Source organism: Meiothermus sp. QL-1 (assembly GCF_003351145.1).
Taxonomy (GTDB): domain Bacteria; phylum Deinococcota; class Deinococci; order Deinococcales; family Thermaceae; genus Meiothermus.
Genome location: NZ_QQSV01000007.1, coordinates 82787 through 107069, shown reverse-complemented (window position 1 = coordinate 107069; position 24283 = coordinate 82787). Strand labels below are relative to the sequence as shown.

25 protein-coding genes, 1 tRNA gene and 1 rRNA gene are annotated in these 24283 nt (G+C 65.1%); 20 read left to right on the top strand and 7 right to left on the bottom strand.

The window, feature by feature from the left end; all coding sequences use genetic code 11:
* Positions 1-118: ribosomal RNA gene (locus DV704_RS08835) — 16S ribosomal RNA — on the top strand; the annotation flags it as partial.
* A 64-nt stretch (positions 119-182) separates the two neighbouring features.
* Here DV704_RS08835 and lepA read toward each other — a convergent pair.
* Positions 183-1982: a translation elongation factor 4 gene (lepA, locus tag DV704_RS08830; RefSeq protein WP_114799214.1), complete on the bottom strand. Its 1800-nt coding sequence runs from the start codon at positions 1980-1982 to the stop codon at positions 183-185.
* An 86-nt stretch (positions 1983-2068) separates the two neighbouring features.
* Here lepA and DV704_RS08825 point away from each other — a divergent pair, with 86 nt between their 5' ends.
* The 3 genes from DV704_RS08825 to DV704_RS08815 all read left to right on the top strand — a co-directional run bounded on the left by DV704_RS08825 (position 2069) and on the right by DV704_RS08815 (position 4834).
* A complete protein-coding gene (locus DV704_RS08825) occupies positions 2069-2908 on the top strand; it encodes an ABC transporter substrate-binding protein (RefSeq protein ID WP_114799213.1) in 840 nt (279 codons plus the stop codon).
* A gap of 105 nt (positions 2909-3013) precedes the next feature.
* The gene (locus tag DV704_RS08820; protein ID WP_233498310.1) at positions 3014-4069 is read left to right on the top strand and encodes an amino acid ABC transporter permease; all 1056 of its coding nucleotides are present in this window, start codon (positions 3014-3016) and stop codon (positions 4067-4069) included.
* Positions 4070-4090: 21 nt separating this feature from the next.
* Positions 4091-4834, top strand: coding sequence for an amino acid ABC transporter ATP-binding protein (locus tag DV704_RS08815; protein WP_114799211.1), 744 nt, complete (start codon positions 4091-4093; stop codon positions 4832-4834).
* 29 nt (positions 4835-4863) lie between these two features.
* Here DV704_RS08815 and DV704_RS08810 read toward each other — a convergent pair.
* Positions 4864-4939 (bottom strand) — tRNA-Asn (locus tag DV704_RS08810).
* Between the two features lie 81 nt (positions 4940-5020).
* On the opposite strand from DV704_RS08810, the gene DV704_RS08805 reads away from it, so the two are divergent.
* Both DV704_RS08805 and DV704_RS08800 read left to right on the top strand, forming a co-directional pair.
* The gene (locus tag DV704_RS08805) at positions 5021-5920 is read left to right on the top strand and encodes an MBL fold metallo-hydrolase (protein WP_114799210.1); all 900 of its coding nucleotides are present in this window, start codon (positions 5021-5023) and stop codon (positions 5918-5920) included.
* Positions 5921-5940: 20 nt separating this feature from the next.
* The gene (locus tag DV704_RS08800; RefSeq protein ID WP_114799209.1) at positions 5941-6216 is read left to right on the top strand and encodes a metal-sensitive transcriptional regulator; all 276 of its coding nucleotides are present in this window, start codon (positions 5941-5943) and stop codon (positions 6214-6216) included.
* A 7-nt stretch (positions 6217-6223) separates the two neighbouring features.
* Here the strand turns inward: DV704_RS08800 and DV704_RS08795 are convergent, their stop codons facing one another.
* On the bottom strand, positions 6224-6532 hold the full coding sequence (locus DV704_RS08795) for a hypothetical protein (protein WP_114799208.1): 309 nt from the start codon (positions 6530-6532) through the stop codon (positions 6224-6226).
* 31 nt (positions 6533-6563) lie between these two features.
* Positions 6564-7334, bottom strand: a complete 771-nt coding sequence (locus tag DV704_RS08790; RefSeq protein ID WP_114799207.1) for a tRNA (adenine-N1)-methyltransferase — start codon at positions 7332-7334, stop codon at positions 6564-6566.
* Between the two features lie 26 nt (positions 7335-7360).
* Here DV704_RS08790 and DV704_RS08785 point away from each other — a divergent pair, with 26 nt between their 5' ends.
* The 10 genes from DV704_RS08785 (at position 7361) to DV704_RS08740 (ending at position 16619) form a co-directional block, all read left to right on the top strand.
* Positions 7361-8344 (top strand): sensor histidine kinase KdpD, encoded by a 984-nt coding sequence (locus DV704_RS08785; RefSeq protein ID WP_114799206.1) that lies wholly within the window; start codon positions 7361-7363, stop codon positions 8342-8344.
* A 161-nt stretch (positions 8345-8505) separates the two neighbouring features.
* The gene (locus DV704_RS08780) at positions 8506-8970 is read left to right on the top strand and encodes a type II secretion system protein (protein ID WP_114799205.1); all 465 of its coding nucleotides are present in this window, start codon (positions 8506-8508) and stop codon (positions 8968-8970) included.
* Positions 8967-9443, top strand: a complete 477-nt coding sequence (locus DV704_RS08775; protein ID WP_114799204.1) for a type II secretion system protein — start codon at positions 8967-8969, stop codon at positions 9441-9443. Before DV704_RS08780 ends, DV704_RS08775 begins: the two co-directional genes overlap by 4 nt.
* A 32-nt stretch (positions 9444-9475) precedes the next feature.
* Positions 9476-10321 (top strand): hypothetical protein, encoded by an 846-nt coding sequence (locus DV704_RS08770; protein WP_233498309.1) that lies wholly within the window; start codon positions 9476-9478, stop codon positions 10319-10321.
* Positions 10318-12219, top strand: a complete 1902-nt coding sequence (locus DV704_RS08765) for a DUF4900 domain-containing protein (protein WP_233498308.1) — start codon at positions 10318-10320, stop codon at positions 12217-12219. The genes DV704_RS08770 and DV704_RS08765 overlap by 4 nt, the downstream gene beginning before the upstream one ends.
* Before the next feature lie 9 nt (positions 12220-12228).
* Positions 12229-12807 carry a response regulator transcription factor gene (locus tag DV704_RS08760; RefSeq protein ID WP_114799201.1) on the top strand — a complete coding sequence of 193 codons (579 nt, stop codon included), beginning with the start codon at positions 12229-12231 and terminating at the stop codon, positions 12805-12807.
* Positions 12808-12943: 136 nt separating this feature from the next.
* Complete coding sequence (locus DV704_RS08755; protein WP_233498307.1) at positions 12944-14986, top strand: hypothetical protein; 2043 nt, start codon at positions 12944-12946, stop codon at positions 14984-14986.
* Positions 14983-15426 (top strand): prepilin-type N-terminal cleavage/methylation domain-containing protein, encoded by a 444-nt coding sequence (locus DV704_RS08750; RefSeq protein WP_114799199.1) that lies wholly within the window; start codon positions 14983-14985, stop codon positions 15424-15426. The genes DV704_RS08755 and DV704_RS08750 overlap by 4 nt, the downstream gene beginning before the upstream one ends.
* Complete coding sequence (locus DV704_RS08745; protein WP_114799198.1) at positions 15416-15790, top strand: prepilin-type N-terminal cleavage/methylation domain-containing protein; 375 nt, start codon at positions 15416-15418, stop codon at positions 15788-15790. The genes DV704_RS08750 and DV704_RS08745 overlap by 11 nt, the downstream gene beginning before the upstream one ends.
* A gap of 7 nt (positions 15791-15797) precedes the next feature.
* Complete coding sequence (locus tag DV704_RS08740; RefSeq protein ID WP_114799197.1) at positions 15798-16619, top strand: PilW family protein; 822 nt, start codon at positions 15798-15800, stop codon at positions 16617-16619.
* On the opposite strand, the gene DV704_RS08735 is transcribed toward DV704_RS08740, so the two are convergent.
* On the bottom strand, positions 16616-17599 hold the full coding sequence (locus DV704_RS08735) for an MDR family oxidoreductase (protein WP_114799196.1): 984 nt from the start codon (positions 17597-17599) through the stop codon (positions 16616-16618). The genes DV704_RS08740 and DV704_RS08735 overlap by 4 nt on opposite strands.
* Positions 17600-17805: 206 nt before the next feature.
* Between DV704_RS08735 and DV704_RS08730 the strand changes: the two genes are divergently transcribed.
* Genes DV704_RS08730 through mqnP form a run of 4 tightly spaced genes read left to right on the top strand, consistent with a single transcriptional unit; the run spans position 17806 to position 22373 of the window.
* Complete coding sequence (locus DV704_RS08730) at positions 17806-18996, top strand: DegT/DnrJ/EryC1/StrS aminotransferase family protein (RefSeq protein ID WP_114799195.1); 1191 nt, start codon at positions 17806-17808, stop codon at positions 18994-18996.
* Between the two features lie 23 nt (positions 18997-19019).
* Entirely contained in the window at positions 19020-20594 is a 1575-nt protein-coding gene (locus DV704_RS08725) for an NAD(P)-dependent oxidoreductase (RefSeq protein WP_233498306.1), read from the top strand.
* A gap of 35 nt (positions 20595-20629) precedes the next feature.
* Positions 20630-21463, top strand: a complete 834-nt coding sequence (locus DV704_RS08720; RefSeq protein WP_114799194.1) for a sulfurtransferase — start codon at positions 20630-20632, stop codon at positions 21461-21463.
* A 52-nt stretch (positions 21464-21515) separates the two neighbouring features.
* Entirely contained in the window at positions 21516-22373 is an 858-nt protein-coding gene (mqnP, locus tag DV704_RS08715) for a menaquinone biosynthesis prenyltransferase MqnP (RefSeq protein WP_114799193.1), read from the top strand.
* Here the strand turns inward: mqnP and cmk are convergent.
* Both cmk and aroA read right to left on the bottom strand, forming a co-directional pair.
* Positions 22365-22988: a (d)CMP kinase gene (cmk, locus tag DV704_RS08710; protein ID WP_114799192.1), complete on the bottom strand. Its 624-nt coding sequence runs from the start codon at positions 22986-22988 to the stop codon at positions 22365-22367. The genes mqnP and cmk overlap by 9 nt on opposite strands.
* Positions 22989-22992: 4 nt before the next feature.
* Positions 22993-24264: a 3-phosphoshikimate 1-carboxyvinyltransferase gene (aroA, locus tag DV704_RS08705; RefSeq protein WP_114799191.1), complete on the bottom strand. Its 1272-nt coding sequence runs from the start codon at positions 24262-24264 to the stop codon at positions 22993-22995.
* Positions 24265-24283: the final 19 nt, after the last annotated feature.

Here is a 24283-nt window from a genome sequence, read left to right as displayed (position 1 = left end):
GTGGGCTTTACCTGAAGTCGCTGGGAGCCACAGGCAGGCGCCTAGGGTAAGGCTCATGACTGGGGCTAAGTCGTAACAAGGTAGCTGTACCGGAAGGTGCGGCTGGATCACCTCCTTTCTAAGGAGAAACCTCGCCCAACCTGCGCTGGAGGTTCCGCCCGCTCCGCAAGGGGCGGGCTCTTTTATTCGCGTCCGGCCGAAAGGACCGCCAGGAAGGCCTCCTGGGGTACCTCCACCTTGCCGATGGCCTTGAGGCGCTTCTTACCCTCTTTTTGCTTTTCCAAAAGCTTCTTCTTGCGGGTGACGTCTCCGCCGTAGCACTTGGCCAGCACATCCTTGCGCAGGGCCTTCACCGTAGCGCGGGCGATGATTTTTCCTCCAATCGCGGCCTGGATGGGCACCGCGAACTGCTGGCGGGGGATGACCTCAGCCAGCTTATCCACGATCTCCCGCGCCATGCTGTAGGCCTTGTCCTTATGGGTGATGAAGGCCAGGGCATCTACCGGCTCCTCGTTCACCAGGATGTTTACCTTGACCAGCTCGCCCTCCTGGTAGCCGATTTGTTCGTAGTCCATCGAGGCGTAGCCCCGGCTTAGGGACTTCAGGCGGTCGTGGAAATCGTAGAGGATCTCCCCAAAGGGCACCTCGTAGATGAGTTCTACCCGCTTGCCCACGTAGTTCATATGGCGCATTCGGCCCCGTTTTTCCTGTAGAAGCTGCATGATGGCCCCCACGTGCTCCTCGGGGGTGTAGAGGGTGAGCTTGACGTAGGGTTCGTAGATGGCCTCGAGCCGGTCAGGGCTGGGCAGTTCGGAGGGGTTGTGGATTTCCATCTCCTGCCCATCGGTGCGCCTGACCCGGTAGACCACGTTGGGGGCGGTGGAGATGAGCTCGAGCCCGAACTCTCGCTCAAGCCTCTCCTGCACGATTTCGGCGTGCAGGAGCCCTAAAAAGCCGCAGCGGAAGCCAAAGCCCAGGGCCTCGGAGGTCTCGGGCTCGAAATGCAGGGCCGCATCGTTCAGTTTGAGCTTTTCCAGAGCCTCGCGCAGGCGGTTGTAGTCCTGGGAGTTGGTGGGGTAGAGCCCGGCAAAGACCACCGGTTTGGCCGGCTGGAAGCCGGGGTAGGGGGCCTGGCAGGGGTTATGGGCTAGGGTGATGGTGTCGCCCACCTGGGTTTCGCCGATCTCGCGGATGGCCGCGGTGAGCCAGCCCACCTCCCCGGGGCCGAGCTCGGCCACCGGCTCCAGCGACCCCGGTCGGAAGACCCCCACCTTGTCCACGGTGAAGGTCTTGCCGGTGGACCAGACCTTGATGACCTCGCCAGGCCGAATATGCCCGTCCATCACCCGCACGTAGGGGATCACCCCCTGGTAGGCGTCGTAGATGGAGTCGAAAATCAGGGCCTGGGTGGGGTTGTCAGGGGCCCCTTTGGGGGGAGGAATGCGGGCCACGACGGCCTCCAGAATCTCGTCCACTCCCTGGCCGGTTTTGCCCGAGGCGAAGATGCAATCGTCGGCGGGGATGCCCAGCACCTCCTCTACCTCGAGGGCCACCTCCAAGGGTCGGGCGCTGGGCAGGTCGATCTTGTTGATGACCGGGATGATGGTGTGCTCGTGCTCCAAGGCCAGGTAGAAGTTGGCGATGGTCTGGGCCTCCACCCCCTGGCTGGCGTCCACCACCAGCAGCACCCCCTCTACCGCGGCCAACGCCCGGCTCACCTCGTAGCCAAAGTCCACGTGGCCGGGGGTGTCGATCAGGTTGAAGATGTAGGTTTCGCCCGCTTTGCTCTCGTAGAAAAGCCGTACCGCGCTGGCCTTGATGGTGATGCCGCGTTCGCGCTCGAGCTCCAGCGAATCCAAAAACTGTTCGCGCATTTCCCGTTCCGAGACCGCCTTGGTCATCTGGAGAATGCGGTCGGCCAGCGTAGACTTGCCGTGGTCTACGTGGGCGATGATGGAGAAATTGCGAATCCGCTCCCGCACAGTTCACCCATTCTAGCCGATGGGTGGCTAGACTCTATGAAGCGGGTTCTATAATGGGCACGGTACTCGAGAAAGGAGGCTTGGGTATGAAACAGGCTTGGCTTCTAACCGCAGTGGCCCTGGCTTCGCTGGGGCTGGCCCAGACCCGGATTGGCAACTGCGAGGTCACCGGTCCTAAGGGTCAGTTTCCCATCCGTCCGGTTATTGCCGGCCAGCTCACAGTGCAGACCAACCTGCCAGGGCCGGGCTTCTGGAACGGCGATAGCCCTGCTACCATCCGGGACGGCTTTGAGTACTGCCTGGCGGCCAACATCGCCTACCGCGCCGGGCTTGATAGGCTGGTGGTGCAGAACGTGGCCTGGGACGCCCTAATCGCTGGCCAGACCCGCAACTTCGATTTTGCCCTCTCCCAAATCACCATCACCGAGGCCCGCAAGCGGGTGGTGGACTTCTCCCGCCCCTACTTCTCTTCCGACATCGGTGTGCTGGTGCGCGCAGCTGATCGGGCCAGGTTCAACAGCCCGGCCAGCCTCAAAACCGCCCGCATAGGGGTGCAGCAGGCCACCACGGCGGCCAAGTTCCTCGCGGATACCCTAAAGCACCCCCAGAACCTGACCCGGGTCTTTCCCGATGTGGCGGGGGGCTTTACCGCCCTGCGGGCCGGGCAGATAGATGCTTTTATCATCGACACCTCCATTGTGCTCTCGGAGGCGGCCAAGTCGGGCGGGGCCTTGGTGGTGGTGGGGCAGTTCCAGACGGGGGAGAACTATGGAGCGCTTTTCACCAAGGGCAACCCCAACCGGGCCCAGGTGGATAGGATCATAGAGGCCCTGGAGAGGGAAGGGGTGCTCAAGAAGCTGGCCCAGACCTATCTGGCCAAGGAATGGGGGGTGGACCCCACCACGGTGCCGGTCTGGAAGCCCTAGGGGTGGGGTTTGGTGCGCCGGGGGTGTGCCCCCGGCTTTTTTGGGTAAAATCTCTTACCCATGATGGGGCCGGGTTCTGCAAGGGGAGGGCGGTCTACCCCGGGGGTGCCTCGAGACGGGCTGGCCTTGGCCGGGGGGGCCCTCGGGGTGGCGGTTGGGGTGGTGCTGGCCACCGCCTGGGTGATGCAGCGGGTTAAGCAGGTGATGAGCGAAAACGGCTTTCAGGCTCTCTGGGCCGATTTTCTGCTGCTTATAGCGGCTTTGCTGCCGCTGGCCTTGCTCTGGCCTGCCCTGCGCGGCCTGGCCGAGGCCAGGGCTGCCCGGCGGGCCCTGCGGCGCGAGGACCTGATTGCGGCGCGGGTCCACAGCGCCGGGGCCCATACCTGGGCCTACTTCACCCTGGGCTATGCCGGGGCCTGGGTGATTTTCTTGCTGCTGGTGCTTTTCTTCATCGCCAACGATGTGGCGGTGGGGCGGACTTTCTTTCAGCTCGAGCTCATCGCCAACTCCTTCGAGCTCATCCTGAGGGCCTTCTGGGTGAACGTGGTGATCTTCGTCTTCGCTGGGGTGCTCTCCCTCATCTGGGGCCTTTTTATTGCCATCGCCAAGCTGCTGCCCGGCAAGCCGGCTGAGCCCATCCGCTTCTTGGCCACCTTTTACACCGATGCCTTCCTCAGCCTGCCCTCCATCATCGTGATCTACCTGGTGGGCTTTGGCCTGCCCCTCACCGGCATCGGCTTTTTCCGCAACATGCCCCTAGAGGCTTTGGCGGTGCTGGCCCTAACCCTGACCTACGGGGCCTACATGGCCGAGGTCTACCGGGCAGGCCTGGAGAGTATCCATCCCAGCCAATGGGCCGCGGCCCGCAGCCTGGGCCTTTCCTATGGCCAGACCCTACGTTTCGTAATCGTCCCCCAGGCGGTGCGGCGGATTATCCCGCCGCTGCTCAACAACTTCATTGGCATGCAAAAGGATACTGCTCTGGTGAACGTGGTGGGGGTAATCGACGCCTTCAACCAGGCCCGCATCATCGCCTCCAACGACTTCAACCTTTCGGCGGTAACCACCGTGGCCATCATCTTCATCCTGATCACCATTCCCCAGACCCGTCTGGTGGACCGCCTGGTGGAGCGCGACCGGGCCCGGATGCGCCAGGGCTAGGCTGGGGGCTTAGGAGGCTAGATGGGCTTTTTAGAAGTGAAGAACGTGGTCAAGCGCTTTGGGGCCAACGAGGTGCTGCGGGGCCTCAGTCTTACGGTAGAGGAACACCAGGTGGTCTGTCTTATCGGTCCTTCTGGGTGCGGGAAGTCCACCCTGCTGCGCTGCATCAACGGGCTGGAGGAGATCCAGGGGGGGGAGATCCGGCTCAGGGGGGACCGCATCACCGGGCCTGGGGTGGACCTCAATGCCCTGCGGCGGGAGGTGGGGATTGTGTTTCAGAGCTTCAACCTTTTTCCCCACATGACCGTGCTGCAGAACATCACCCTAGCCCCCACCAGGGTGCTCGGGCTCCCCGAGGCCGAGGCCAGGGAAAAGGCCATGGCCCTGTTGAAGCGGATCGGGCTCGAGCACAAAGCCCAGGCCTACCCCGACCAGCTTTCAGGGGGGCAGCAGCAGCGGGTGGCCATCGCGCGAGCGCTGGCCATGGAACCCACCCTGCTGCTTCTGGACGAGATTACCTCGGCCCTGGACCCCGAGCTGGTCTCGGAGGTTCTGAATCTCCTGCGCGAGCTGGCCCAGGAGGGGATGACCATGATTCTGGCCACCCACGAGATGGGCTTTGCCCGCGAGGTGGCCAGCAAGGTTTGCTTTCTGTACGGAGGAGTGGTGCACGAGGAAGGGCCGCCCGAGGCCATATTCAAAAGCCCCCGGAGTGAGCGTACCCAGCAGTTTCTGGGCCGGATTATCGAGGCGGGGAGACTCTAAAGCAAAACCCCCGGGGTCTCCCGGGGTTTTGGCTCCGCGAGCAGGGCTCGAACCTGCGACCACTCGATTAACAGTCGAGCGCTCTACCAACTGAGCTATCGCGGAACGCCCGCCAATGGCAGCTATGAATATAGCAAAGCCAGAATGGGTTGGCAAGGGTTTGCTGGGTTCCCGTAGAATGGGCTCGTGATCCACATCCTCGACCTACAAGACCGGGCCCCGCAGGTCATCGCCGCTTTCCTGCTGGAGACGGAAGAAGGGCCGGTGCTCTTCGAAACTGGGCCTGAGTCGCGCTTCTCGACCCTGCTGGATGGCCTCAACGGGCTGGGGTATGCGGCTTCAGATGTGCGGCACGTGTTCGTGACCCACATCCACCTGGACCATGCGGGCGCGGCCTGGCGCATGGCCGAGCGGGGAGCAACCATCTACGTTCATCCCAGGGGGGCGCCCCACCTGGTCGACCCCAGCAGGCTCTGGACCTCGGCCCAGCGCATCTACGGCGAGCAGATGGAGACCCTCTGGGGCCAGATGGGCACGGTGCCAGAAAAGCAGGTACGCGCGCTGGAAGACGGTGAGGTGGTGCGGCTGGGAGGGGTGGAGGTTCGGGCCGTGGAGACCCCGGGCCATGCCAGCCACCACCACGCCTACCTGATTGGCAGGGAGGCCCTGATTGCCGGGGATATAGCCGGGGTGCGAATCGGTCGCGGGCTGGCCCTGCCGCCCTGCCCGCCCCCGGAGGTTCACCTCGAAGGCTGGTTGCAATCCCTGGCCAAGCTGCGGGCCCTTGGGCCCCGCCGCCTCTACCTCACCCACTTCGGCCTCTTCGAGGATGTAGAAGCCCATCTGGAGGGGTTGGGGCATCGGCTGCGGACCTGGGCCGACTGGGTCAAGGAGCGGCTCAAGGCGGGCCAGCCCCGCGAAGAGATGGTGGCGGAGTTCGAGGCTTGGGTGATGGAGGAGCTGCGCAAGGCGGGCCTTTCGCCCGAGGAGATGGGGGTGTACGAGCTGGCCAATCCGGCCCGGATGAGCGTGGACGGGTTGGTGCGCTACTGGAACAAGTACCACCCCGAGGAGGTAATGGCCTGAGTGTGGTATAGACTGAATTTGTGAACACGAGCCAGCTCAACGGGGAAACCCTGGAGGGAATCCTAAAGCGTCTGCGCCGTATTGAGGGGCAGGTGCGGGGTCTGCAAAGAATGGTGGAGGAGGGGCGCTCCTGCGAGGAGGTGCTGACCCAGATGACGGCCGCCAAGAGAGCTATGGAGTCGGCTTCTGCCCTGATTCTCCAGGAGTTTTTGACCCTTTGCGCGAACGATATCGCCAGGGGCGATCATAAAAAGCCGGCTCAAATAGCGGCCATGCTTCGCCGGTTTGTCGGCTAGAGGCGGCTTACTCCCAGCCGAATTTTGCCCTGAAGGGCGTCTTCGGAATGAAGTTCTCCTGTCTTAATTCAACCAGTGTGAAAACCCGCCGATCCCACACCACCAGGTGGCAGAGGTTGTAGTAGCGGGAGTTCTCGATGCGCAGGTTGACCGAGTCGGGTGAGCCGATGAAGCTTGCCCCGCCCGACAGGGGGCTCCCCCGGCCCTGGTCGGTGCAGATGTTGTCCCGCACGCTGACATTGCGGAAGACCACCCCACGTCCGGGGTAGGCTGAGGCCGCCTCGTTGCCCATCTGCACCGGGTTGACGTCTTCCACCAGACCTAGGGTTAGGAGAGCCTTGCGTCGATCAGTCCTTGAGTCTTCGAAGCTGCACCAGAAAAGCGGTATGCCCCACTTGCTGGAACCTGGGGTGGGCCACGGGGGGGCGGATCTCCCACTCGCGGTGCAGCACCTCCAGGGTGCGCTCGAGCAAGTAGGGCAGCTTTTGCGCTTCGATGCTTTGCAAAAGGGTGAGCACCTGGGTCAGGTTGGGGAGGTAGCAGGCCAGGAAGCGGTCTACCTTTAGCGCGGGGGTCACCGCCGGCAGCACCTTCCAGGGCTCCATCATGTCTAGGGCCACAGCATCGAAGAAGTCGAGGGGTAGCTCGGCCTGGGCCAGATCGGCTTCCACCCAGGTCACGTTGCCCCAGTCCTCGAAGGCCCGCAGGTTGTGCTGGGCCTGGGCCAGGTGCCTGGGGCGGTTCTCGTAGCTGTGCACCTCTCCTGAGGGACCTACCGCCCGGGCGAGGAACAAAGTCAGCCCACCTGAGCCCGAGCCCGCCTCCAGCACCCGCATGCCGGGGGCCAGGTCGAGCAGCAGGCAGAGGGTGATGGCGTCTTTGGGGTAGGTGGGGGTGGCGGCGCGGGGCATCTTGAGCACGTAGTCTTCCAGGCTGGGCCGGTGTACGGTAAAGACTTCGCCATGGGGGGTAACCAACCGGCCGCCAGGGCCTGCGGCCTGAATGGCCTCGTGACGGATGAAACCCCGGTGGTAGTGGAAGGCCCCTCCCTCCTGCAAGCGGAAGAGGTAGGTGCGGCCCCGCGAATCCTGCAGCAGGGCGAGTTCGCCAAAGGTCATGGGCCTCAGGGTAATAGACTGGAACCATGCCGCTCAAGCACCAGCTGGCCTGGGTGATTGGGCTTTTGGCTTTCCTTCCCAACCTGGTCATCGCCCTTACCTTTTGGTTTTCCTCTGGGGAAGTGCAGTTTTTTTTGCTGTTGTGGCTTTTTGTGCTGGCGTTTTTGGCGGCGCTGGTGGGTTACTGGCTGGCCGGCGCCCTGTTGCGCCCGGTGGACGAGCTAACCCGAAGCCTGCACTATCTGCGCGGGTCGGGCCGTGCCCTGGCCGAGCTTTCCCTGCCCTCACCCAAGGAGCCGCCCCCTGCGGAGATTGCGCAACTACGGGAGGGCTTCGAGGAGCTGCTCTTACACCTGCGCGAGCTGTTGGAGGCCCGCGAGGCCACCTATGCCGCCCTCACCCACGACCTGAAGACCCCTCTTCTGGCCGCTTTGCGAGCCCTGGAGTATTTGGAGGAGGCCGATAAAATTGGGCCTGAAAAGCGCAAGGAGATGCTCAGGACACTGAAGGAGGAGCTTTACCGCAGCTATCTTCTGGTGGAGAACCTGCTCACCGCCAGTCGCCTGGAAGCGCGCCGGGTAGAGCCCGAGAACCTCAACCTGCGGGCCATTTTGGAGGACTTCCGCCTGCGCTATGCCCAGCAGGCCCAGAGGCGCGGCCTGCGCTTGGAGATTGAAGGGGCTGGGCTGGCGCGGGCTGAGCGGCTTTTGCTCGAGCGGGCCCTGGCCAACCTGACCGAGAATGCCCTGCGCCACGCCAAAAGCCGGGTGGTGCTTCGGGCGGGGGAGGGGTGGCTCGAGGTGGAGGACGACGGCCCGGGCCTACCCGATAGCCTGGAGATTCTTTCCCAGCCCTTCCGCAGCCAGCGCTTGCGGGGGGTGCGGGCGGGGAGCGCGGGGCTTGGGCTCTACGTGGCCCGGCGGGTGGCCGAGGCCCACGGGGGAAGGTTGGAGTGTCTGGCCCTGCCCTATCCGGGCAGCCGGCTGCGCCTGTGGCTGGGGCCGCGGTGATTTTTGAACATGAGAGAGGCCGGGGGCTTCAACCTGTCAAAGGGCCTTTCTTACCGAGAAAAAAAGCCCTTGGGGTGGGGATGCGAATCTGAACGACGTAACGGAAGACCCCCCAGCGGGGGGTTTTGTGATTTTCGTCGCTACCCCAGACTTAGGGGGCTATGTGGCGTTCCTCTTACCGACCTCTTATAGCTGGTTGGGGCTTTACCCTGCTCGAGCTGTTGGTGGTGATGGCTATCTTAGGAGTGGCCGCCGGGATTGGCCTGGCCCAGTTTCGCAATCTCGCCCAGCGCCAGGAAGCCCTGGCCACGGTGGACCAGATCCGCCAGCTTTTCTGGCAGGGGGCCACGGCAGCCGCCAGCCGCGGGGGCACCAACTTCCTCCTGGTGCGCAGCGGCAATACGCTGCGGGTAGAGTCCCAGGTGGACGGGAGCGTGTTGCGCAGTGTCACCCTCCCTGCAGGGGTGAGCTGCAGTCTACCGCAGGGAACCCTGGCCACCTTTACCTCGCCGGGCAAGGTTAACTTCTCCAGCAGCTTTCCCCCCAATCGCCAGTTCACCATCACGGCCAACGGCCAGACCTTCACCCTAACGGCGACTTTGATTGGGGAGGTGCGGCGGCAATGAACACCCGAGGCCTGACCTTCATAGAGGTGATTGTGGCGGCGGGGGCCTTGGCCGTGGTGCTAGGGATTTTCACCACCTTGCTGGTGGGCAACATCCGCCAAAGCGCGGTGGTGGGTGGACGGGCCCAGGCCAACCAGATCGGCATCTTTCTGGGCCGGCAGATCCTTGAAGCCGATGATCGCGCCCTACCCCCAGCGGGCAGCAGCTTTAACTGGGACTATGGCCAGCTCAGCAGCTCCACCACGGGCTTCGCTACCCTGACCGCCGAGCAGCAGTTCGGCAACATTGGCCTGTACCGTGCCAGCATCACCAACCAAGGAACCCCCTCCTGGGCGGGCAGCGGCTGGCAGGTGAGCCAGTACCGCATCGAGGTCTGCTGGCGCAGCCCCGAGGGGGAGCAGTGCGTGCGCCAGAGCATCGTGGGGCCGTCGCCGGCCCTAGCCGGCAATGAGCTGGTGACCAACATTAACTGAAGGAGGCTGCCTTGCGTACCAAAGGGTTTACTGTGCTCGAGCTTTTGTTGGCCCTTTTAGTGCTGGTTTTGGTGATGTCCATTGCTTTTAGCACCAGCATCCAGGGCCTCCAGCTCAACCAGGCCAACGAGGCCATCAGCAGTGCTCAGAACAAGGCCCGAAGGGTGCTGGAGGTGCTGAGCCAGGATCTGCGCACCGCAGCCTTTGCGGTGATTACCCACGTTCCCTTCGATAGCAACGCCACCGGTATTTCCTTTGCCCAGGTGGCCGGTGGGGCTGGTTACACCGTGACCGCGGTGGCCGGCGGTGGCTTTACCCTGGTCAGCAACTCCCCTACGCTTACCAGCGAAATTCCTGCGGGTAGCCGCCTTATTTTGGTGGATGGCAACGGCAATGCAGTGTTGACCCGCGCGTCCAGCACGCCGGTGGTCAGCGGCCTCAACCTGTATACCATTGCCACCACCTGCGCCAACCTGCCTATCAGCGTGACCACGGAGACGCTGGCCTCGGTGGTCAACCTGATGGGCTACAGCTACGACGCCAACAACCGCAAGCTGATCTATCGGGTTCAGGGGGACCCCGCGCCAACCGACGTAGCCTATGATGTAAGCAACTTCCGCGTCGATTATGTCTACCGTAGGCGCAGTGGAACCACTCTGAGTGAGGAGCGGAACCCCAGTGGGTACCTGGTAAATAACCGCGCGCAGGTGTACTTCACCAGCGGAGGAGCGGAGTACGCTTTGCGGCGGGTGCAGTTTACCCTGGGTGTCCAGGTGCCTCTGCGGGGCCGTAATGTGGAGCGGACCTATACCGGTCAGGTGGACATGATCAACACCCTCTACTACGAGGCAAGGACGGTGAGCACATGCAACCCATGAGGCGTTCTGAAGGCATCGCAATTGTGGTGGCGTTGACCATAATCCTGGTCCTGAGCGTGGTCAGCGGCCTGGTGTTCACCCGTACCATGAACGACCTGCGCGCCAGCCGGGACAATACCGCTGTGGCCCAGGCGGTCAACCTGGCCCGGGGGGGAGCGGTGGCGGCCTCGGCCCTGCTGGCCAACGAGGTGCGCATGGCATTGGAGAGCCTGGTGCGTTCGGCTAGCCCTAGCCAGGGGGGCATCAGCACCAGCGATATCTGGTACTACGGGGGCAATGACATTCTGCCCAACCCGGCCACGGTGGCCACGCGGCTCTCCCTGCTGGCAGCCAACCTGCAAAACAGCGTCAACACCTTGATTTGCAACCGAAACTTTGCCCCGGATGGCTCTGGGGCTACCGTGCAGGTGCGCATTTACTTCGTCAAGACCTCGGTCTGCGGCCAGCCCTTTCCTGCAGGGGCCGAGTTGCCCTCAGGGTATGTGGTGGACAACGACAACAACCCGGCCACCCCCCTCACCCGACAGACCCAGGGGTATGCCCTGCCCTACGTGATGCTGGTCACGGCCTCGCCCGGCACCCCCTACCAGCGCAACGTGCTGGTGCAGGGGGAGTACCGCTTTTTGCTCACCAACGGCAGCTTTGCCCGCTACGCCCTTTTTACCAACCGGCACCGCAACCGGGCCAACACCGCAATCTGGTTTACCAGCGGCACCTTGTTCGATGGACCCATTCACACCAACGAGCGCTTCCGCTTCTCCTTTAACCCCTGGTTTGGGGGGTATGTGACCAGTGCGGGCTGCACCGATGCGGGGGAGAGTAGCTGCAACGGGAGCATCAGCCCGGGGGCCTTTTTTGGTTCTGGCAGCTCCACCACCTTCCTCGCTCCTTCCCAGATGACCAACCCCAACGCGCCCTCCTGGACCAGCGGGGGTGTTACCCATGCGCCCACATTCGAGGGCAACCCAAGGGTGAACTGGCAGGAGCCATTCATTCCCATGCCGGCCAACGCCCAGAACCAGCGGAGCGCGGCCTTGGCGGGAGGGCTGTACATCAACTCGGATGTGGCCCGGCTAACCCTCTTTGCCGGGGATGCGAGCGGCAACCCCCCAAGCTGCAACAGCGCTGGGGTCTGCACCCCGGCCACCTCGCCCTTTCAGTACATCGAGGTCTGTCTTACAGCGAGCTGTACTGGGAGCAGCCGCCTTCTTTACCGCTATGGCTCCGATGGCATCCTCTACCGCTTCAGCGGGGTGCAATGGGTGGTGGAGCGGATCGGTTTCAACGGGATGATTTTTGCAGAAGGCAGCATCAACAACCTCACTGGGCCCAGCCGCTCTAACAGCAGCGACCCCAACACGGCCCCGCCGGCCCTGGCCTCCTTTGCCCAGATTACCGTGGCCAACGCTGGGAGCGGCAAGAACATCCAGATTCGGGGCGACCTCAAGTATCAAAACCCAGCCTGCACCGGCACCCCCACCCGCAGCGGCAACACGGTGACCCGGGCTACCTGTAGCAACCTCTCGGCCGATAACATCCTTGGGGTCTACAGCCAGGATGGGGATATCCTGCTGGGCAGCGGAGACAACAACTCGCTACAGGACCTGACCATTCATGGGGTTCTGATGACCTCCAGGGGCGAGGTAGCGGTGCAGAACTTCAGCAGCATCAGTCCTAAGGGTGCGATTCGGCTTCAGGGCGGTATCATCCAGTATACTTATGGGGCTTTCGGGCAGTTCAACAGCAGCACCGGCCAGATGACCGCTGGCTACGCGCGCCAGTTCACCTACGATCCCAGGATGCAGGACCGCGCCCCGCCCTTCTTCCCCACCACTGGGGTGGTTCAGGTGAGCGTGGCCACCCCCCTGAGCTTTGGCCAGCGGGAGCAGGTCTACTAAACTGCAGTCATGCGCCTCCTCATCGCCGATGACCACCCACTCTTCCGCATGGGCCTGCGGGTGGCCTTGGAGCGGGCGGGCTTTGGGGTGGTGGGGGAGGCCGGCGATGGGGAGGAGGCGGTGGAGCGCTCTTTAGCGCTTTTGCCCGATGGGGTGCTGCTGGATGTGCGGATGCCAAAGCTGGACGGGATTGCCGCCACCAGGGCCCTGCGCGATAGGCGTTACCGGGGGATAATCGCGCTGCTCACCACCTTCAACGAGCCCGTGCTGTTGCAACAGGCCGCTTATGCTGGGGCCGATGCCTACTGGTTGAAGGAGCTGCCTCCAGAGGTGCTGGCCGAGCGGCTCAGGCGGCTCGAGCGGGGCCTGGAGCCGCGCCTGCGGGCGCCCGAATTGCCCCGGCTAACCCTTCGGGAGCAGGAGGTGCTGGCCTGGATGGCCCAGGGGCTTTCTACCAAGGAAATCGCCCGCCGCCTGCAGTTATCCCCTGAAACAGTCAAGGACCACCTCTTGCGGCTGTATGAAAAGCTGGGGGCCCGCAACCGCATCGAAGCGCTGGAGCGGGCCCGCGCCTTGGGCCTACTCTGAAGGGGCCCCCAGACAGGGGTTACCTGGGGTAGGGGGGCTTTGCTATGGTGAGAGGTGATGTATTGCCCCCCTGTACCCCGGAGGTTGGTCCATGCGCAGCCCACAAGGAGTTACCCTGGTTTCAGCCTTGGTTTTCATGTTCATTGCGGTCATTCTGGTGAGCATTGCCGCCCTCACCTCTCTTAGCAATCGACGCAACGCCCAAGACGCCCTGCGCACCTCCCAGGCCCAGTTCGCCGCCGAGGCCGGCCTCGAGCGGGCGGTGGCCCGGCTTTGGCACCAGGTGCTGGCTGAGAGCAATTCGGCCAGCCTTACCGGCTACCGCCTGGCCCTCGACCGCCTGGTCTCCGACGGAGATACCATCGACCTCTTCGGCGCCCCCCAGCGCCTGCCGGATGGAAGCGGCTTTGCGGTGCAGGTTTCCCGGAAGGATACATCCACTTCCTCGGGTGAGCCCCAGATCGAGCTCACCGTGCTCTCGACCGGTACCCTGCCCGACGGCACCACCCGGCGGCTTAGGCAGGTTTTGCGCATCGCCCAAGCCCCTTTTCCCTTTGACTTTCCCCTTTTGACCAACAAGGCCGACTGCATCTTCTGCCACCTTGAGGTGCGCAGCATGGACGCCTTCCGCGGCCTGCCCAACCCCAACGATCCCAGCACCTGGTGGCGCCGGGTCAAGGTGGGGGTGCTCGAGGACCTAATTATGCGCGACGACCAAGAAGCGGGGGTGGTCCACGGGGCCCTTTTAAGCCGGGGCAGCGTCCGCCAGCAGCGCAGTGGGCGGTTTGAGCCTTCCAGCCGCTACTTCACCACCCTTGAACCTGGCCAGACCCGGATCCGCTCCACCACCCTTCTCCGCCCCACACCCGCCGACTGCAGCACCCCCAGCAACTGTCAGACACCGCAGAACCTCTACTACAACTACCCCACCAGCGCGGAGCTGGCCCAATTTGGCGGGCGCTATCCGGACGGGGAGCTGCCCGATCGTTTCCCGCTGCCGATTCAGGACGACGACGGGGACCGCTGGATTGACGATGAGGAGTGGGAGGCCGAGGTGCGCTCGAGCCTGGCGGGGCGCAACGAGAGCTATACCCCAGGGCGCATCACCGCTGCTATGCGCATCAACCCCTCCACCATCGCTTGGCCCGAGGCTGGGGGGGTGCAGACCCTAACCGCTGAGGACCTAGGCCTTCCTCGGAACCACGTGATCATCGACGGCTCGGTCACGCCCATCACCCTTTCGGGTACGGTTTTCATCAACGGGGATGCGGTGATCCGGGGGCGGGTGCGGGGGGTAGGCACCCTGTTGGTCCGTGGCAGCATCTACATTCTGGGCGACCTGGTCTACGACTGCGGCCAGGGGGGCGACCTGCGGGACTGCGACTACCGCGACCCAAGCCGCCTACCCCAGCTCAACCTGGTGGCAGGGGGCAACATCCTGATGGGGGACTTCCTCAGCATCGATACCTGGCAGGCCGATGCAATCAACCTGCTGGAGGCCAACCGCTTGCAGCTTCCCTTTAGCGAATGCCAGGCCAACCCTGAACAGCCGGGCTGCGGCAGCGGGGCGCCCGAGGTGGGCTACCGCCCCAACCTGACCCTGGCTGAGGTGGCCAACTTCAACCGTAGCGAGCTGCAGCGCTGGTTGCGGGACAACACCTACCGGCCCCGCTTCTACACCTACGGGGAGGACCGGGTCTACTTTGGAGGGGGGTGCGTGCATGACCCCGCCGCCTACGGCACCTACCAGCCCCTCCAGGCTGGGGCCCGGGTGCACACCTGCCAGGGAGAGGTCTCGTTGGGCAGCGTGGCCCTGAGCCAGGCCCAGGTAGATGCCGTTTTGAGCCGAGCGGTGCGCTATGAGCTGACCTCGGCCTTCTTCCCCAGCCAGGCCCTCAAGCAGCTCTGGAACGAGACTGTGCGTCAGCGCCCGGCCGGGGCTTTCCGGACCGATGGCCTCCTGTACTCGGCCAATGCCATCTTCAGCGTGATCCAGAACGGGCGCGGCTACAACCTGGGCGGGCGCTGGGACCTGCGGGGGGCCTTGGTAGCGGCCGACACAGGGGTGCTGGCCCCGGTCAAGCTCGACATCTACCACGATGCCCGCCTGCGGCCGCGTATTCCTGGAGGCCAGCGGGTCCAGCTCACGCGAGGGGTTTGGGAGGTGGTGGGGCAGTGAGCAGGGAAGGGCTTAGCCTGCTGGAGCTATTGGTGGTGCTGGCGGTATTGGGAATTCTTCTCGGGGTGGGCTTTGTCTCCCTCCGGGCCTACCGGGAGAGCCTGGTGCTGCGCGAGGCCGCCACCCAGGTGGCCACCGAGCTGATGAACATCCGCCAGCAGGCCCGGCGCCAGTCAGCAAACTTCACCTTTCAGGCCGCCCAGGGAGGCAGCACCTACCGGGTGGGCCAGACCAGCCGTCTGGCCACCCTGCCCCCCAGGTCGCTGCCGGCGGGGGTGGTCTTCCAGGCGGTGCCCCAGGGGGGCAGCGTTACCTTTTATGCCCCCTATGGTCTGGTGAGCGCGGCCAACAGCACCTACGCCCTAAAGGGGCCCGGAGGGCGGGTCTTGCAGGTGAACATCGTGGGCAGCACCGGGAAGGTGGTGGTGCGTGCGCCGTAGCGGTTTTTCCTTCGTGGAGGTGATGGTGGCGCTGGCGGTCGTTTCCATCACCATACTCATGCTCACCTATTTTGGCTCGAGCTTCACCCTCACCCGCAACGCCCAGATCGACACCCAGGCCCAGGCCTATGCCCGCAGCTACTTCGACAACCTGCGGGCTTTGTGGTCGAGCGAGACGGCCTTTGAGGCCGCCGCCCTCCCCAGCCTCCCCTTGCCCGTTGGTTTTGCCGACCTGAGGGTGGAGCAGGAAGACGCACAGACCCTAGGCCAACAGGTGGTGCTGCGGCGGGTGACGCTGAGTTTTTCGGGTCCCCAGGGCCGCAGCTACCGTTTCACCACCGAAGTGGTGCGCCCTCCCTTATAGAGGCAGTATGCGGAACCTGGGCATCACCCTCATCGAGATGCTGATTGCGGCGGTGGTCGGGGTGGCCATTCTGGCCCTGATTGGGGCGGGGCTGCGCAGCAGCAATGAAAGCCTGCGCTTTGTGCAGAATTCCCAACTTCTCACCGAAGACCTGCGCACCGCGGGCAACCTGATTAGCGATTACGTTGCGACCGCGGCCTTCCTTTACCCCCCGGGGACCACCCTCACCGTTGGTGGTGCCCAGGGGTACACGGTGCGCAACCCCCTCCGCGGCAACAACACCTGGCAGATTGGCGACGACCCGGCCATCGCCCTGCTCCAGCCGCCCACCCTGCGCAATGGGGTGGAGGTGGTTAAATTCGTGATGATCTACCCCTTGCAGCGGGGCTGGGTGGTACGGCAGGCCAGCGGGGCCGAGAATCCCGGCCCCGACCCCGCCAACAACGATAAATGGCTGCTCTACGTCTACGAGGAGTTTGTACCGGTGGGTCCGAGGCGGCTGCCCAACGGTCTGCCTGCCGCCATCCCGACCACCCTCAGCCAAAGCAGCGGCAACCTCCTGGCCGACTACGTACAGCCTCGGGGCTTTGTGGTGCGCTACTCGGACTGCCTGGGCTTTGATGAGTCGGGGCGGAGCATCCTGGCCCCGTGCCCCCCGGCCCCACCCGTGCCCCTGCGCCCCGAGCACAGCGCGGCCCGGGTGAGCTTTTTCCTTCAGGGCGAGATTACCCAGGGCGGGCGCAGCTCCTTGATACCGGCGAGCCCCCTGCGGTTCGAAGCGGCCCCCCGCAACCTGCCCCGACGAATCGAGGAGATCAGCCTGAATTAGGGGGCGAGCTGCACCACCACCCGTCCCCGCACCTGGCCCTGCAGGATGGCCTGGGCCAAAGCCGGCACCTCGTCCAGGGTCACCGTCTTGACGGTGGCCTCGAGCAAGGCCTTGGGCAGCTCACGGGCCAGGCGTTGCCAGGCCAGCCGGCGTTTCTCCCGCGGGCACATCACCGAGTCAATGCCCAGCAGGTTCACCCCCCGCAGGATGAAGGGGAAGACGGTGGTCTCGAGCCTAGCACCCCCCGCGTTGCCGCAAGCCGCCACGCTGCCGCCGTAGGCCATGCGGGGCAGGACCCCAGCCAGCACCGCCCCTCCCACCGTGTCCACCGCCCCGCCGAAGCGCTCGGACTCCAGGGGGCGGGCCGGGGCGGTGAGCAGGCTGCGCTCCAGGACCTCGGCGGCCCCGAGGGACCTCAGATAGGCCTCCTCGCCTGGGCGGCCGGTGGCGGCCACCACCCGGTAGCCCCGCTGGGCCAGAAGGGCCACGGCCAGGCTGCCCACCCCGCCGGCGGCCCCTGTGACCAGGACCTCGCGCGCGGGGTCTATGCTGTGGGCCTCCAGGGCCATGAGCGCAAGCATGGCGGTGAAGCCTGCGGTGCCGATGCCCATGGCCTCCTTCAGGCTCAAGCCCTCGGGCAGGGGCACCAGCCACTCTGCCCGCACCCTGGCCAGCTCGGCCATGCCCCCCCAGTGCCGCTCGCCGATGCCATAGCCGGTCAGAATTACCTCGTCCCCGGGTTGGAACTCGGGGCTCTCGGAGGCCAGCACCACCCCAGCCAGATCAATCCCCGGCACCATGGGAAAGCTGCGGATGACCTTGCCGGCTCCGGTGATGGCCAGGCCATCCTTGTAGTTGAGGCTGCTGTAGGCCACCCGGACCAGCACCTCCCCGGGCGGCAGCTCTTCTAGCCGGGCCTCCCGCAGCACTGCGCGGTAGGGCTCCCCCGATTCCACCACCAAAGCTTTGAAGCTTTGCATGCCACCAAGATACACGAGCCGGGGCTTTCGTTATCCGGTGCGTTACTGTCGTGTTGCCCCTGAGCGGAGCCCGCTTTGGCCCAGTAACGAGAACCCAAATCCGGTTGGGCGCCGCACTCCTGAGCGAATAACGTCGCCATAACGCCGCCTGGCTTACCCTACAACCTGTAGCCATCCTGGGGCAAAAGCCCCGCGTAGGAGCCGCCATGCTCAAGACCTCTTCCAGCACGCTACCCTTTGCACCATGGCCCTATTTCGAGCCCGACGAGATTGAGGCCGCGGTAAGGGTTCTGCAGTCGGGCAAGGTGAACTACTGGACGGGCCAGGAGGGTCGCCAGTTTGAGCGTGAGTTCGCCCAGTACGTGGGCACCAAGCACGCCATCGCCCTGCACAACGGGACGGTGGCGCTCGAGCTGGCCCTCTACGCCATGGGTGTGGGCGAGGGGGATGAGGTGATTACCACCCCCCGCACCTTCATCGCCTCGGCCAGCGCGGCGGTGATGCGGGGGGCCAGGCCGGTCTTCGCGGATGTGGACCGGGACAGCGGCCTTATCACCCCACAAAGCATCGAGAAGGTCATCACCCCCCGCACCAAGGCCATCGTTGTGGTGCACCTGGCGGGCTGGCCGGCCGATATGGAGGGCATCATGGCCCTGGCCGAGCGCTATGGGCTTTGGGTCATCGAGGACTGCGCCCAGGCCCATGGGGCCAGGTACAAGGGGCGGAGCGTGGGCTCCTTCGGGCACGCAGGGGCCTGGAGCTTCTGCCAGGACAAAATCCTCACCACAGGCGGCGAGGGGGGCATGCTCACCCTGAACGACGATGCCCTCTGGGAGCGGGCCTGGAGCTTCAAGGACCACGGTAAGAGCTACGATGCGGTTTACAACCGTTCCCACCCCCCGGGCTACCGCTGGCTGCACGAGGACTTCGGCACCAACTGGCGGATGCTCGAGGTGCAGGCGGCCATTGGCCGGGTGGTGCTGAAAAAGCTGGATGGATGGGTGGAAAAGCGGCGGGAGAACGCCCACTACCTGAGCGAGCGCTTCCGGCAGATTCCCTCCCTACGGGTGCCCGAGGTGCCCGACCATCTTTACCACGCCTACTACAAGTACTACGTGTACGTGCGCCCGGAGATGCTCAAGCCGGGCTGGAACCGCGACCGCATCATGCTGGCCATCGGTGAGAGCGGGATTCCCTGCTCAACCGGGAGCTGCAGCGAGGTTTATCTGGAGAAGGCCTTCACCCGCCGGGGCTGGCAGCCCGCCGAGCGGCTGCCGGTGGCCAAGGAGCTGGGGGAGACCGCTTTGATGTTTCTGGTGCACCCTACGCTCACACTGGAGCACATGCGGGCCACCGCCGACGCGGTGGAGCGGGTCATGGAAGAGGCTACGCGCTAGGGGGTGGGGTTGTGCTTAGGAATTTGAAGGAGTTGCGCTGGAGTCCCGATGTCTTGCTACGGGTTTTGGCCGATCAGCTCATGGTCTTCTTGAGCCTTGTCGCGGCCATGACCCTTCACCTGCTGGCCACCTATGGCGCGGGGGCCCGGCCTGTTTTGGCGGAGTACCTGCAGGTCCTCCTTAGGAACCTGGCCCTGCTGATGCCCCTAAGCTTTTTTGTTTTTGCCGCCAACGGTCTTTACACCCGGAGCCGGGCCTACCAGGGCCGTTACAAGATGCTGGTGGTGGCCCAGGCAGTGGGCTTGGCCTACCTGATCTACGGCTTTGCTGCCTTCGTGCTGCCCGTCGTGCCCAATCCGCCCGGCTCGGTGGTCCTACTCGGCCTGCTCTTCACCCTGGGGCTCGCTTTGGGGGCCAGGGCCTGGGTGCACTACTGGTACCGGGTGGAGCTCGAGCGCAAGGCCCGGGCCGAGGCCAAGGACCCCATCCCTGCCCTTTCCACTCCCGAGCGCACCATTCTGGTGATCGGGGGGGCCGGCTACATCGGTTCGGCCCTGCTGCCCCGCTTGCTCGAGCGGGGCTACCGGGTGCGCCTGCTCGACCTGCTGCTTTTCGGCAAGGAACCCATCGCCGAGGTGCTGTACCACCCCAACCTGGAGATCATCCAGGCCGACTTCCGCCAGGTGGACAAGGTGGTCCAGGCCATGCGTGGGGTGGAGAAGGTGGTGCACTTGGGGGGTCTGGTGGGCGACCCGGCCTGCGCTCTGGACGAGAACCTCACCATCGAGATCAACCTGGTCGCCACCCGTACCATCGCCGAGATTGCCAAGGGCATGGGGGTGCGGCGGTTCATCTTCGCCAGCACCTGCTCGGTCTACGGAGCCAGCGACATGGTGCTCAACGAGCGCAGCAGCCTCAACCCGGTCTCCCTCTACGCCCGCAGCAAGATTGCCTCCGAGCAGGTTCTGCGCAAGCTGCAAAGCGACGAGTTCTCGGTGGTGATTCTGCGCTTTGGCACCATCTACGGTCTTTCGGGCCGCACCCGCTTCGACCTGGTGGTCAACCTGCTTACGGCCAAGGCGGTGGTGGAGAAGAAAATCACGGTCTTCGGCGGCGACCAGTGGCGGCCCTTCGTTCACGTGGAGGATGCGGCCCGGGCTGTCCTTCTGGCAGTGGAGGCCCCCAAGGAGTTGGTCCACAACGAGACCTTCAACGTGGGCAGCAACGAGGGCAATATGACCCTGGGCATGGTAGGGGAGCTGGTCAAGAAGCTGGTGCCCGACGCCGAACTCATCGACTCGGGGCGGGATGGCGACCGGCGTAACTACCGGGTGGACTTCTCCAAAATCCGCAACATCCTGGGCTTCGAAGCCCAGTGGACGGTGGAGGAGGGCATCAAGCAGGTCATCGAGGCTCTGCGAAGCGGCAGGGTGCGGGACTACCGCTCGCCTTTGTACTCCAACGTGAAGTACCTGACCGAGGAAACCGCCTCGGAGGTGGTCAAGCAGTACTACACCGGTTGGGAGAAGGAGCTCATCGAACGGGCCCACCTGCAGAACACCGAGGAGAACCCGCCCCTGCCCACTCCTAAGGCCTAGACCCTTTGGATAGGGCGTGTTAGCCTTGGGCATAGGTGGACCCTCTGGTCGGCGTGGACTGGCTCTCGGCCCATCTGGGCGACCCCGGGTTGCGGCTGGTGGACTGCCGCTTCTCCCTGCAAGACCCCACAGCAGGGAGGCGGGCCTATGCGGCGGGGCATATCCCGGGGGCCATATTCCTTGACTTGGAGCAGGACCTTTGTGCGCCGCCCCGCCCCGACCGGAGGGGAGGGCGGCACCCCCTGCCTCCGCCCGAGCTTCTGGCAGCCAGACTGGGCCAGGCGGGCCTGGGGGACGAACATCTGGTGGTGGCTTACGACGAGCCCCCTGCAGGGGGCTTTTATGCCCCCCACCTGTGGTGGCTTCTGCGCTGGCTGGGGCACGAGCGGGTGGCGGTGCTGGACGGGGGAATTACTGCCTGGCGGGCGGCCGGGCTGCCCTTGGTGGCCGGCCTCGAGGCCTATCCGCCGGCGGTGCTCACACCCCGCCCCCAGGCCGACATGGTGGTGGATGCGGCCTACGTAGCCCAGCGAACACCAGGCATCGTGCTCATAGATGCCCGTGCGCCCGAGCGCTACCGCGGGGAGGTGGAGCCTCTGGACCCGGTGGCGGGCCACATTCCGGGCGCAGTCAATCGGTATTGGCTGGAGGGGTTGGAGCCTTCGGGCCGCTTTAAGCCTGCTTCGGCCCAGGCCGAGCGCTTCGCCGGTCTGGAAGGGGAGCTGGTGGTCTACTGCGGCTCGGGTGTCTCGGCCACGGCCAACCTGCTGGCGCTGCACCTGCTGGGTCGCAAGGCCCGCTTGTACCGGGGCTCCTGGAGCGACTGGGTGGCCGAGCCGGGTCGGCCGGTGGCCCGGGGAGAGGGATAGAAGCCGTCCTGGGGAAAGCTGCTTGGGGGCCGGAGCAGTTAAACTTGGGCCTATGCTGAGCCTAAGCCGCCTCAAGACCTACCTCGAGCTCATCCGCTTCGAGCACACCCTCTTTGCCCTGCCCTTTGCCTACGGGGGGATGCTGCTTGCGGCGCGGGGCTGGCCGGGCTGGGAGGTTTTCGCCTGGGTGACGGTGGCCATGGTGGGGGCCCGCACCGGGGCCATGGCCCTCAACCGCCTAATTGACCAGCACATCGACGCGGCCAACCCCCGCACTGCAGGCCGCCATCTGCCGCGGGGCCTGGTGAGGCCGGGGGAGGTGCTGGTTTTGGCGGGGGTGGGGCTTTTGCTTTTGAGCCTGGCGGCCTTCAACCTGAACCCCCTGACCGCCCAGCTTCTGCCGGTGGCCCTCTTCTTCCTGGTGGGCTACAGCTACACCAAGCGCTTTACCTGGCTCTGCCACTTCTGGCTGGGCCTGACCGTGGGGGCAGCCGCAGCGGGCGGTTGGATTGCGGTGACGGGGGCCTTCGAGCCGGCGCTTTTTGCCCTGTGGGCCGGGGTGGCCTTCTGGTTGGCCGGCTTTGACATCCTCTATGCCACCCAGGATTACGATTTCGACCGCAAGAACGGGATTCACAGCGTCCCGGCCCGCTTTGGCATCCCGAAGGCCCTGGTGGTGGCCCGGGCCTGCCACGCCCTTACCCTGGCTTTTTTCCTGCTCACAGGATTCCTGAGCGGGGCGGGCTGGCCCTACTACCTGGGGGTGCTGGGGGTAGGAGGGCTGCTTTGGTACGAACACCGGCTGGTACGGCCTGATGACCTGAGCCGGGTGGACCAGGCCTTCTTCCACGCCAATGTGGGGGTAAGCCTGGGCATGCTTGTCGCCATCGCGCTGGACACTCTACTTTGAGGCCGCCAGGCTTTGCAGCACCGCTTCCACCACCTCTTCCAGTTCCAGTGCACTGGTGTCCAGGACGATGGCGTCGGGGGCCGGGGCGCTTTGCTGCCGGTCGGCCTCGTCGCGGCGGTTGATCTCGGCCAGCACGGTCTCGAAAGCCGCCCCGCGCTCGGGCATCCGGCGGCGGGCCCGCACCTCGGGGCTGGCGGTTAGGTAGAACTTGTGGCAGGCCTCGGGGAAGACCGCGCGGCCCATGTCGCGCCCGTCCACCACAAAGGGCGGGGGAATCTGCCGCAGCACCTGGTTCACAAAGGCCCGCACCCCAGGGTGCCGGGCCACCGCGGAGACCCAGCGGTCCACCTCAAGGCTGTGCAGGGCCGAACTCACCTCCTCGCCGTTCAGGTAGACCCGGTTCTCGCCCTGGGTGGGGTAAAGCTCGAGGCGGTAGTGGGGTAGGCGCTCCTCGATGGCCTCAGGCGGCAGGTTCTCGCGCAAACAGGCCAGGGCTATGGCCCGGTAGAGCAGGCCGCTTGAGATATAGGGGATGCCGAGCCGCCTGGCCACCCGCTGGGCTACGCTGGTCTTGCCGGAGGCCGAGGGGCCGTCGATGGTGATGATCCCGCACATGACCCTAGCCGCGAAGGCCCTCTAGGTCCTCGAAGAAACTGGGAAAGGAGATGCGGGCCCACTCGGCCTCCCGCACTACCACCCCCGTGGGCAGGCCGCAGACCGCAAAGGCCATGGCGATGCGGTGGTCGTGGAAGGGCTCCACCACCCCGCCCTGGACCCGCCCGCCCCGAATCCGCAACCAGTCCTCCCCGGCCTCCACCGGCACCCCCAGGTTCTCTAGATTCTTGGCGATGGCCGAGAGCCGGTCGGACTCCTTGACCCGGAGCTCGGCCAGGTTGGGGATGTAGGTCTCGCCCTCGGCCCAGGCGGCGGCCGCGGCCAGGGCAGGGATTTCATCGATCATGAGCGGGATGAGCTTGGGGTCCACAGAGAGACCCCTCAGCCTGGAGGAGCGCGCCCGGATCCACCCCACCGGCTCCCCCTCCTCGCCCTCGGTGATGGCCCAGGCGATATCGGCCCCCATCTCCTTTAGCACCGTGAGCAGACCCGTGCGGGTGGGGTTGAGGCCCACGCCCTCCAGCGTGAGGTCCGACTCGGGGGTGATGAGGGCCGCTACGACGAAGAAGGCCGCGCTGCTGAAGTCGCCGGGGACCACCAGGTCCCGGGCCTGGAATGGGTCGGCCCGGCGGGTGCGGATGAGGTTGCCCTCCACCTCGAGGGGCAGCCCGTAGTGGCGGAAGGCCCGCTCGGTGTGGTCGCGGGTGGGGGCCGGCTCCACCACCTCGGTGTCCTCCTCGGCGAAAAGCCCGGCCAGCAGGACGGCGCTTTTGACCTGGGCGCTGGCCACCGGCATCTCGTAGTGGATGCCCCGCAGCCCCCCGCCCCGGATGGCCAGGGGGGCCAGCCGGCCGCCCTCCCGTCCCTCGATCCGGGCCCCCATCTGCCTCAGGGGCAGGGTCACCCGGCCCATGGGCCGCCGCCTCAGGGAGGCATCGCCGCTCAGCACTGCGAAGACCTCCTGGCCTGCCAGAAGACCGGCCAGAAGGCGCATCAGGGTGCCGGCATTGCCGCAGTCCAGCACATCAGGGGGTTCTTTCAGGCGCAGGCCCACTCCCCGGATGCGGAAGTGCTCGCCTGCATCGTTGATTTCAGCCCCGAGCTGGCGTAGGGCCTGGGCGGTGGAGAGGGTGTCCCCGGCCTTGAGGGGGTAGTAGAGGGTGCTCTCCCCCTCGGCCAGGGCGGCCAGCATCAGGCCGCGGTGGGTGACCGATTTGTCGCCCGGCACCCGCAGCCGGCCCTTCAGGGAACGGGTAGGAGGAATCCGCCAGTCCACAAGCGGGATTATAAGCCGG

Excerpts from the sequence above, each read along its gene's own strand:
- DV704_RS08825 (WP_114799213.1), top strand. The coding sequence starts at position 2,069 with ATGAAACAGGCTTGGCTTCTAACCGCAGTGGCCCTGGCTTCGCTGGGG.
- DV704_RS08815 (WP_114799211.1), top strand. The coding sequence starts at position 4,091 with ATGGGCTTTTTAGAAGTGAAGAACGTGGTCAAGCGCTTTGGGGCCAAC.
- DV704_RS08790 (WP_114799207.1), bottom strand. The coding sequence starts at position 7,334 with ATGACCTTTGGCGAACTCGCCCTGCTGCAGGATTCGCGGGGCCGCACC.
- DV704_RS08785 (WP_114799206.1), top strand. The coding sequence starts at position 7,361 with ATGCCGCTCAAGCACCAGCTGGCCTGGGTGATTGGGCTTTTGGCTTTC.
- DV704_RS08780 (WP_114799205.1), top strand. The coding sequence starts at position 8,506 with ATGTGGCGTTCCTCTTACCGACCTCTTATAGCTGGTTGGGGCTTTACC.
- DV704_RS08775 (WP_114799204.1), top strand. The coding sequence starts at position 8,967 with ATGAACACCCGAGGCCTGACCTTCATAGAGGTGATTGTGGCGGCGGGG.
- DV704_RS08765 (WP_233498308.1), top strand. The coding sequence starts at position 10,318 with ATGAGGCGTTCTGAAGGCATCGCAATTGTGGTGGCGTTGACCATAATC.
- DV704_RS08760 (WP_114799201.1), top strand. The coding sequence starts at position 12,229 with ATGCGCCTCCTCATCGCCGATGACCACCCACTCTTCCGCATGGGCCTG.
- DV704_RS08755 (WP_233498307.1), top strand. The coding sequence starts at position 12,944 with ATGTTCATTGCGGTCATTCTGGTGAGCATTGCCGCCCTCACCTCTCTT.
- DV704_RS08740 (WP_114799197.1), top strand. The coding sequence starts at position 15,798 with ATGCGGAACCTGGGCATCACCCTCATCGAGATGCTGATTGCGGCGGTG.
- DV704_RS08735 (WP_114799196.1), bottom strand. The coding sequence starts at position 17,599 with ATGCAAAGCTTCAAAGCTTTGGTGGTGGAATCGGGGGAGCCCTACCGC.
- DV704_RS08730 (WP_114799195.1), top strand. The coding sequence starts at position 17,806 with ATGCTCAAGACCTCTTCCAGCACGCTACCCTTTGCACCATGGCCCTAT.
- mqnP (WP_114799193.1), top strand. The coding sequence starts at position 21,516 with ATGCTGAGCCTAAGCCGCCTCAAGACCTACCTCGAGCTCATCCGCTTC.
- cmk (WP_114799192.1), bottom strand. The coding sequence starts at position 22,988 with ATGTGCGGGATCATCACCATCGACGGCCCCTCGGCCTCCGGCAAGACC.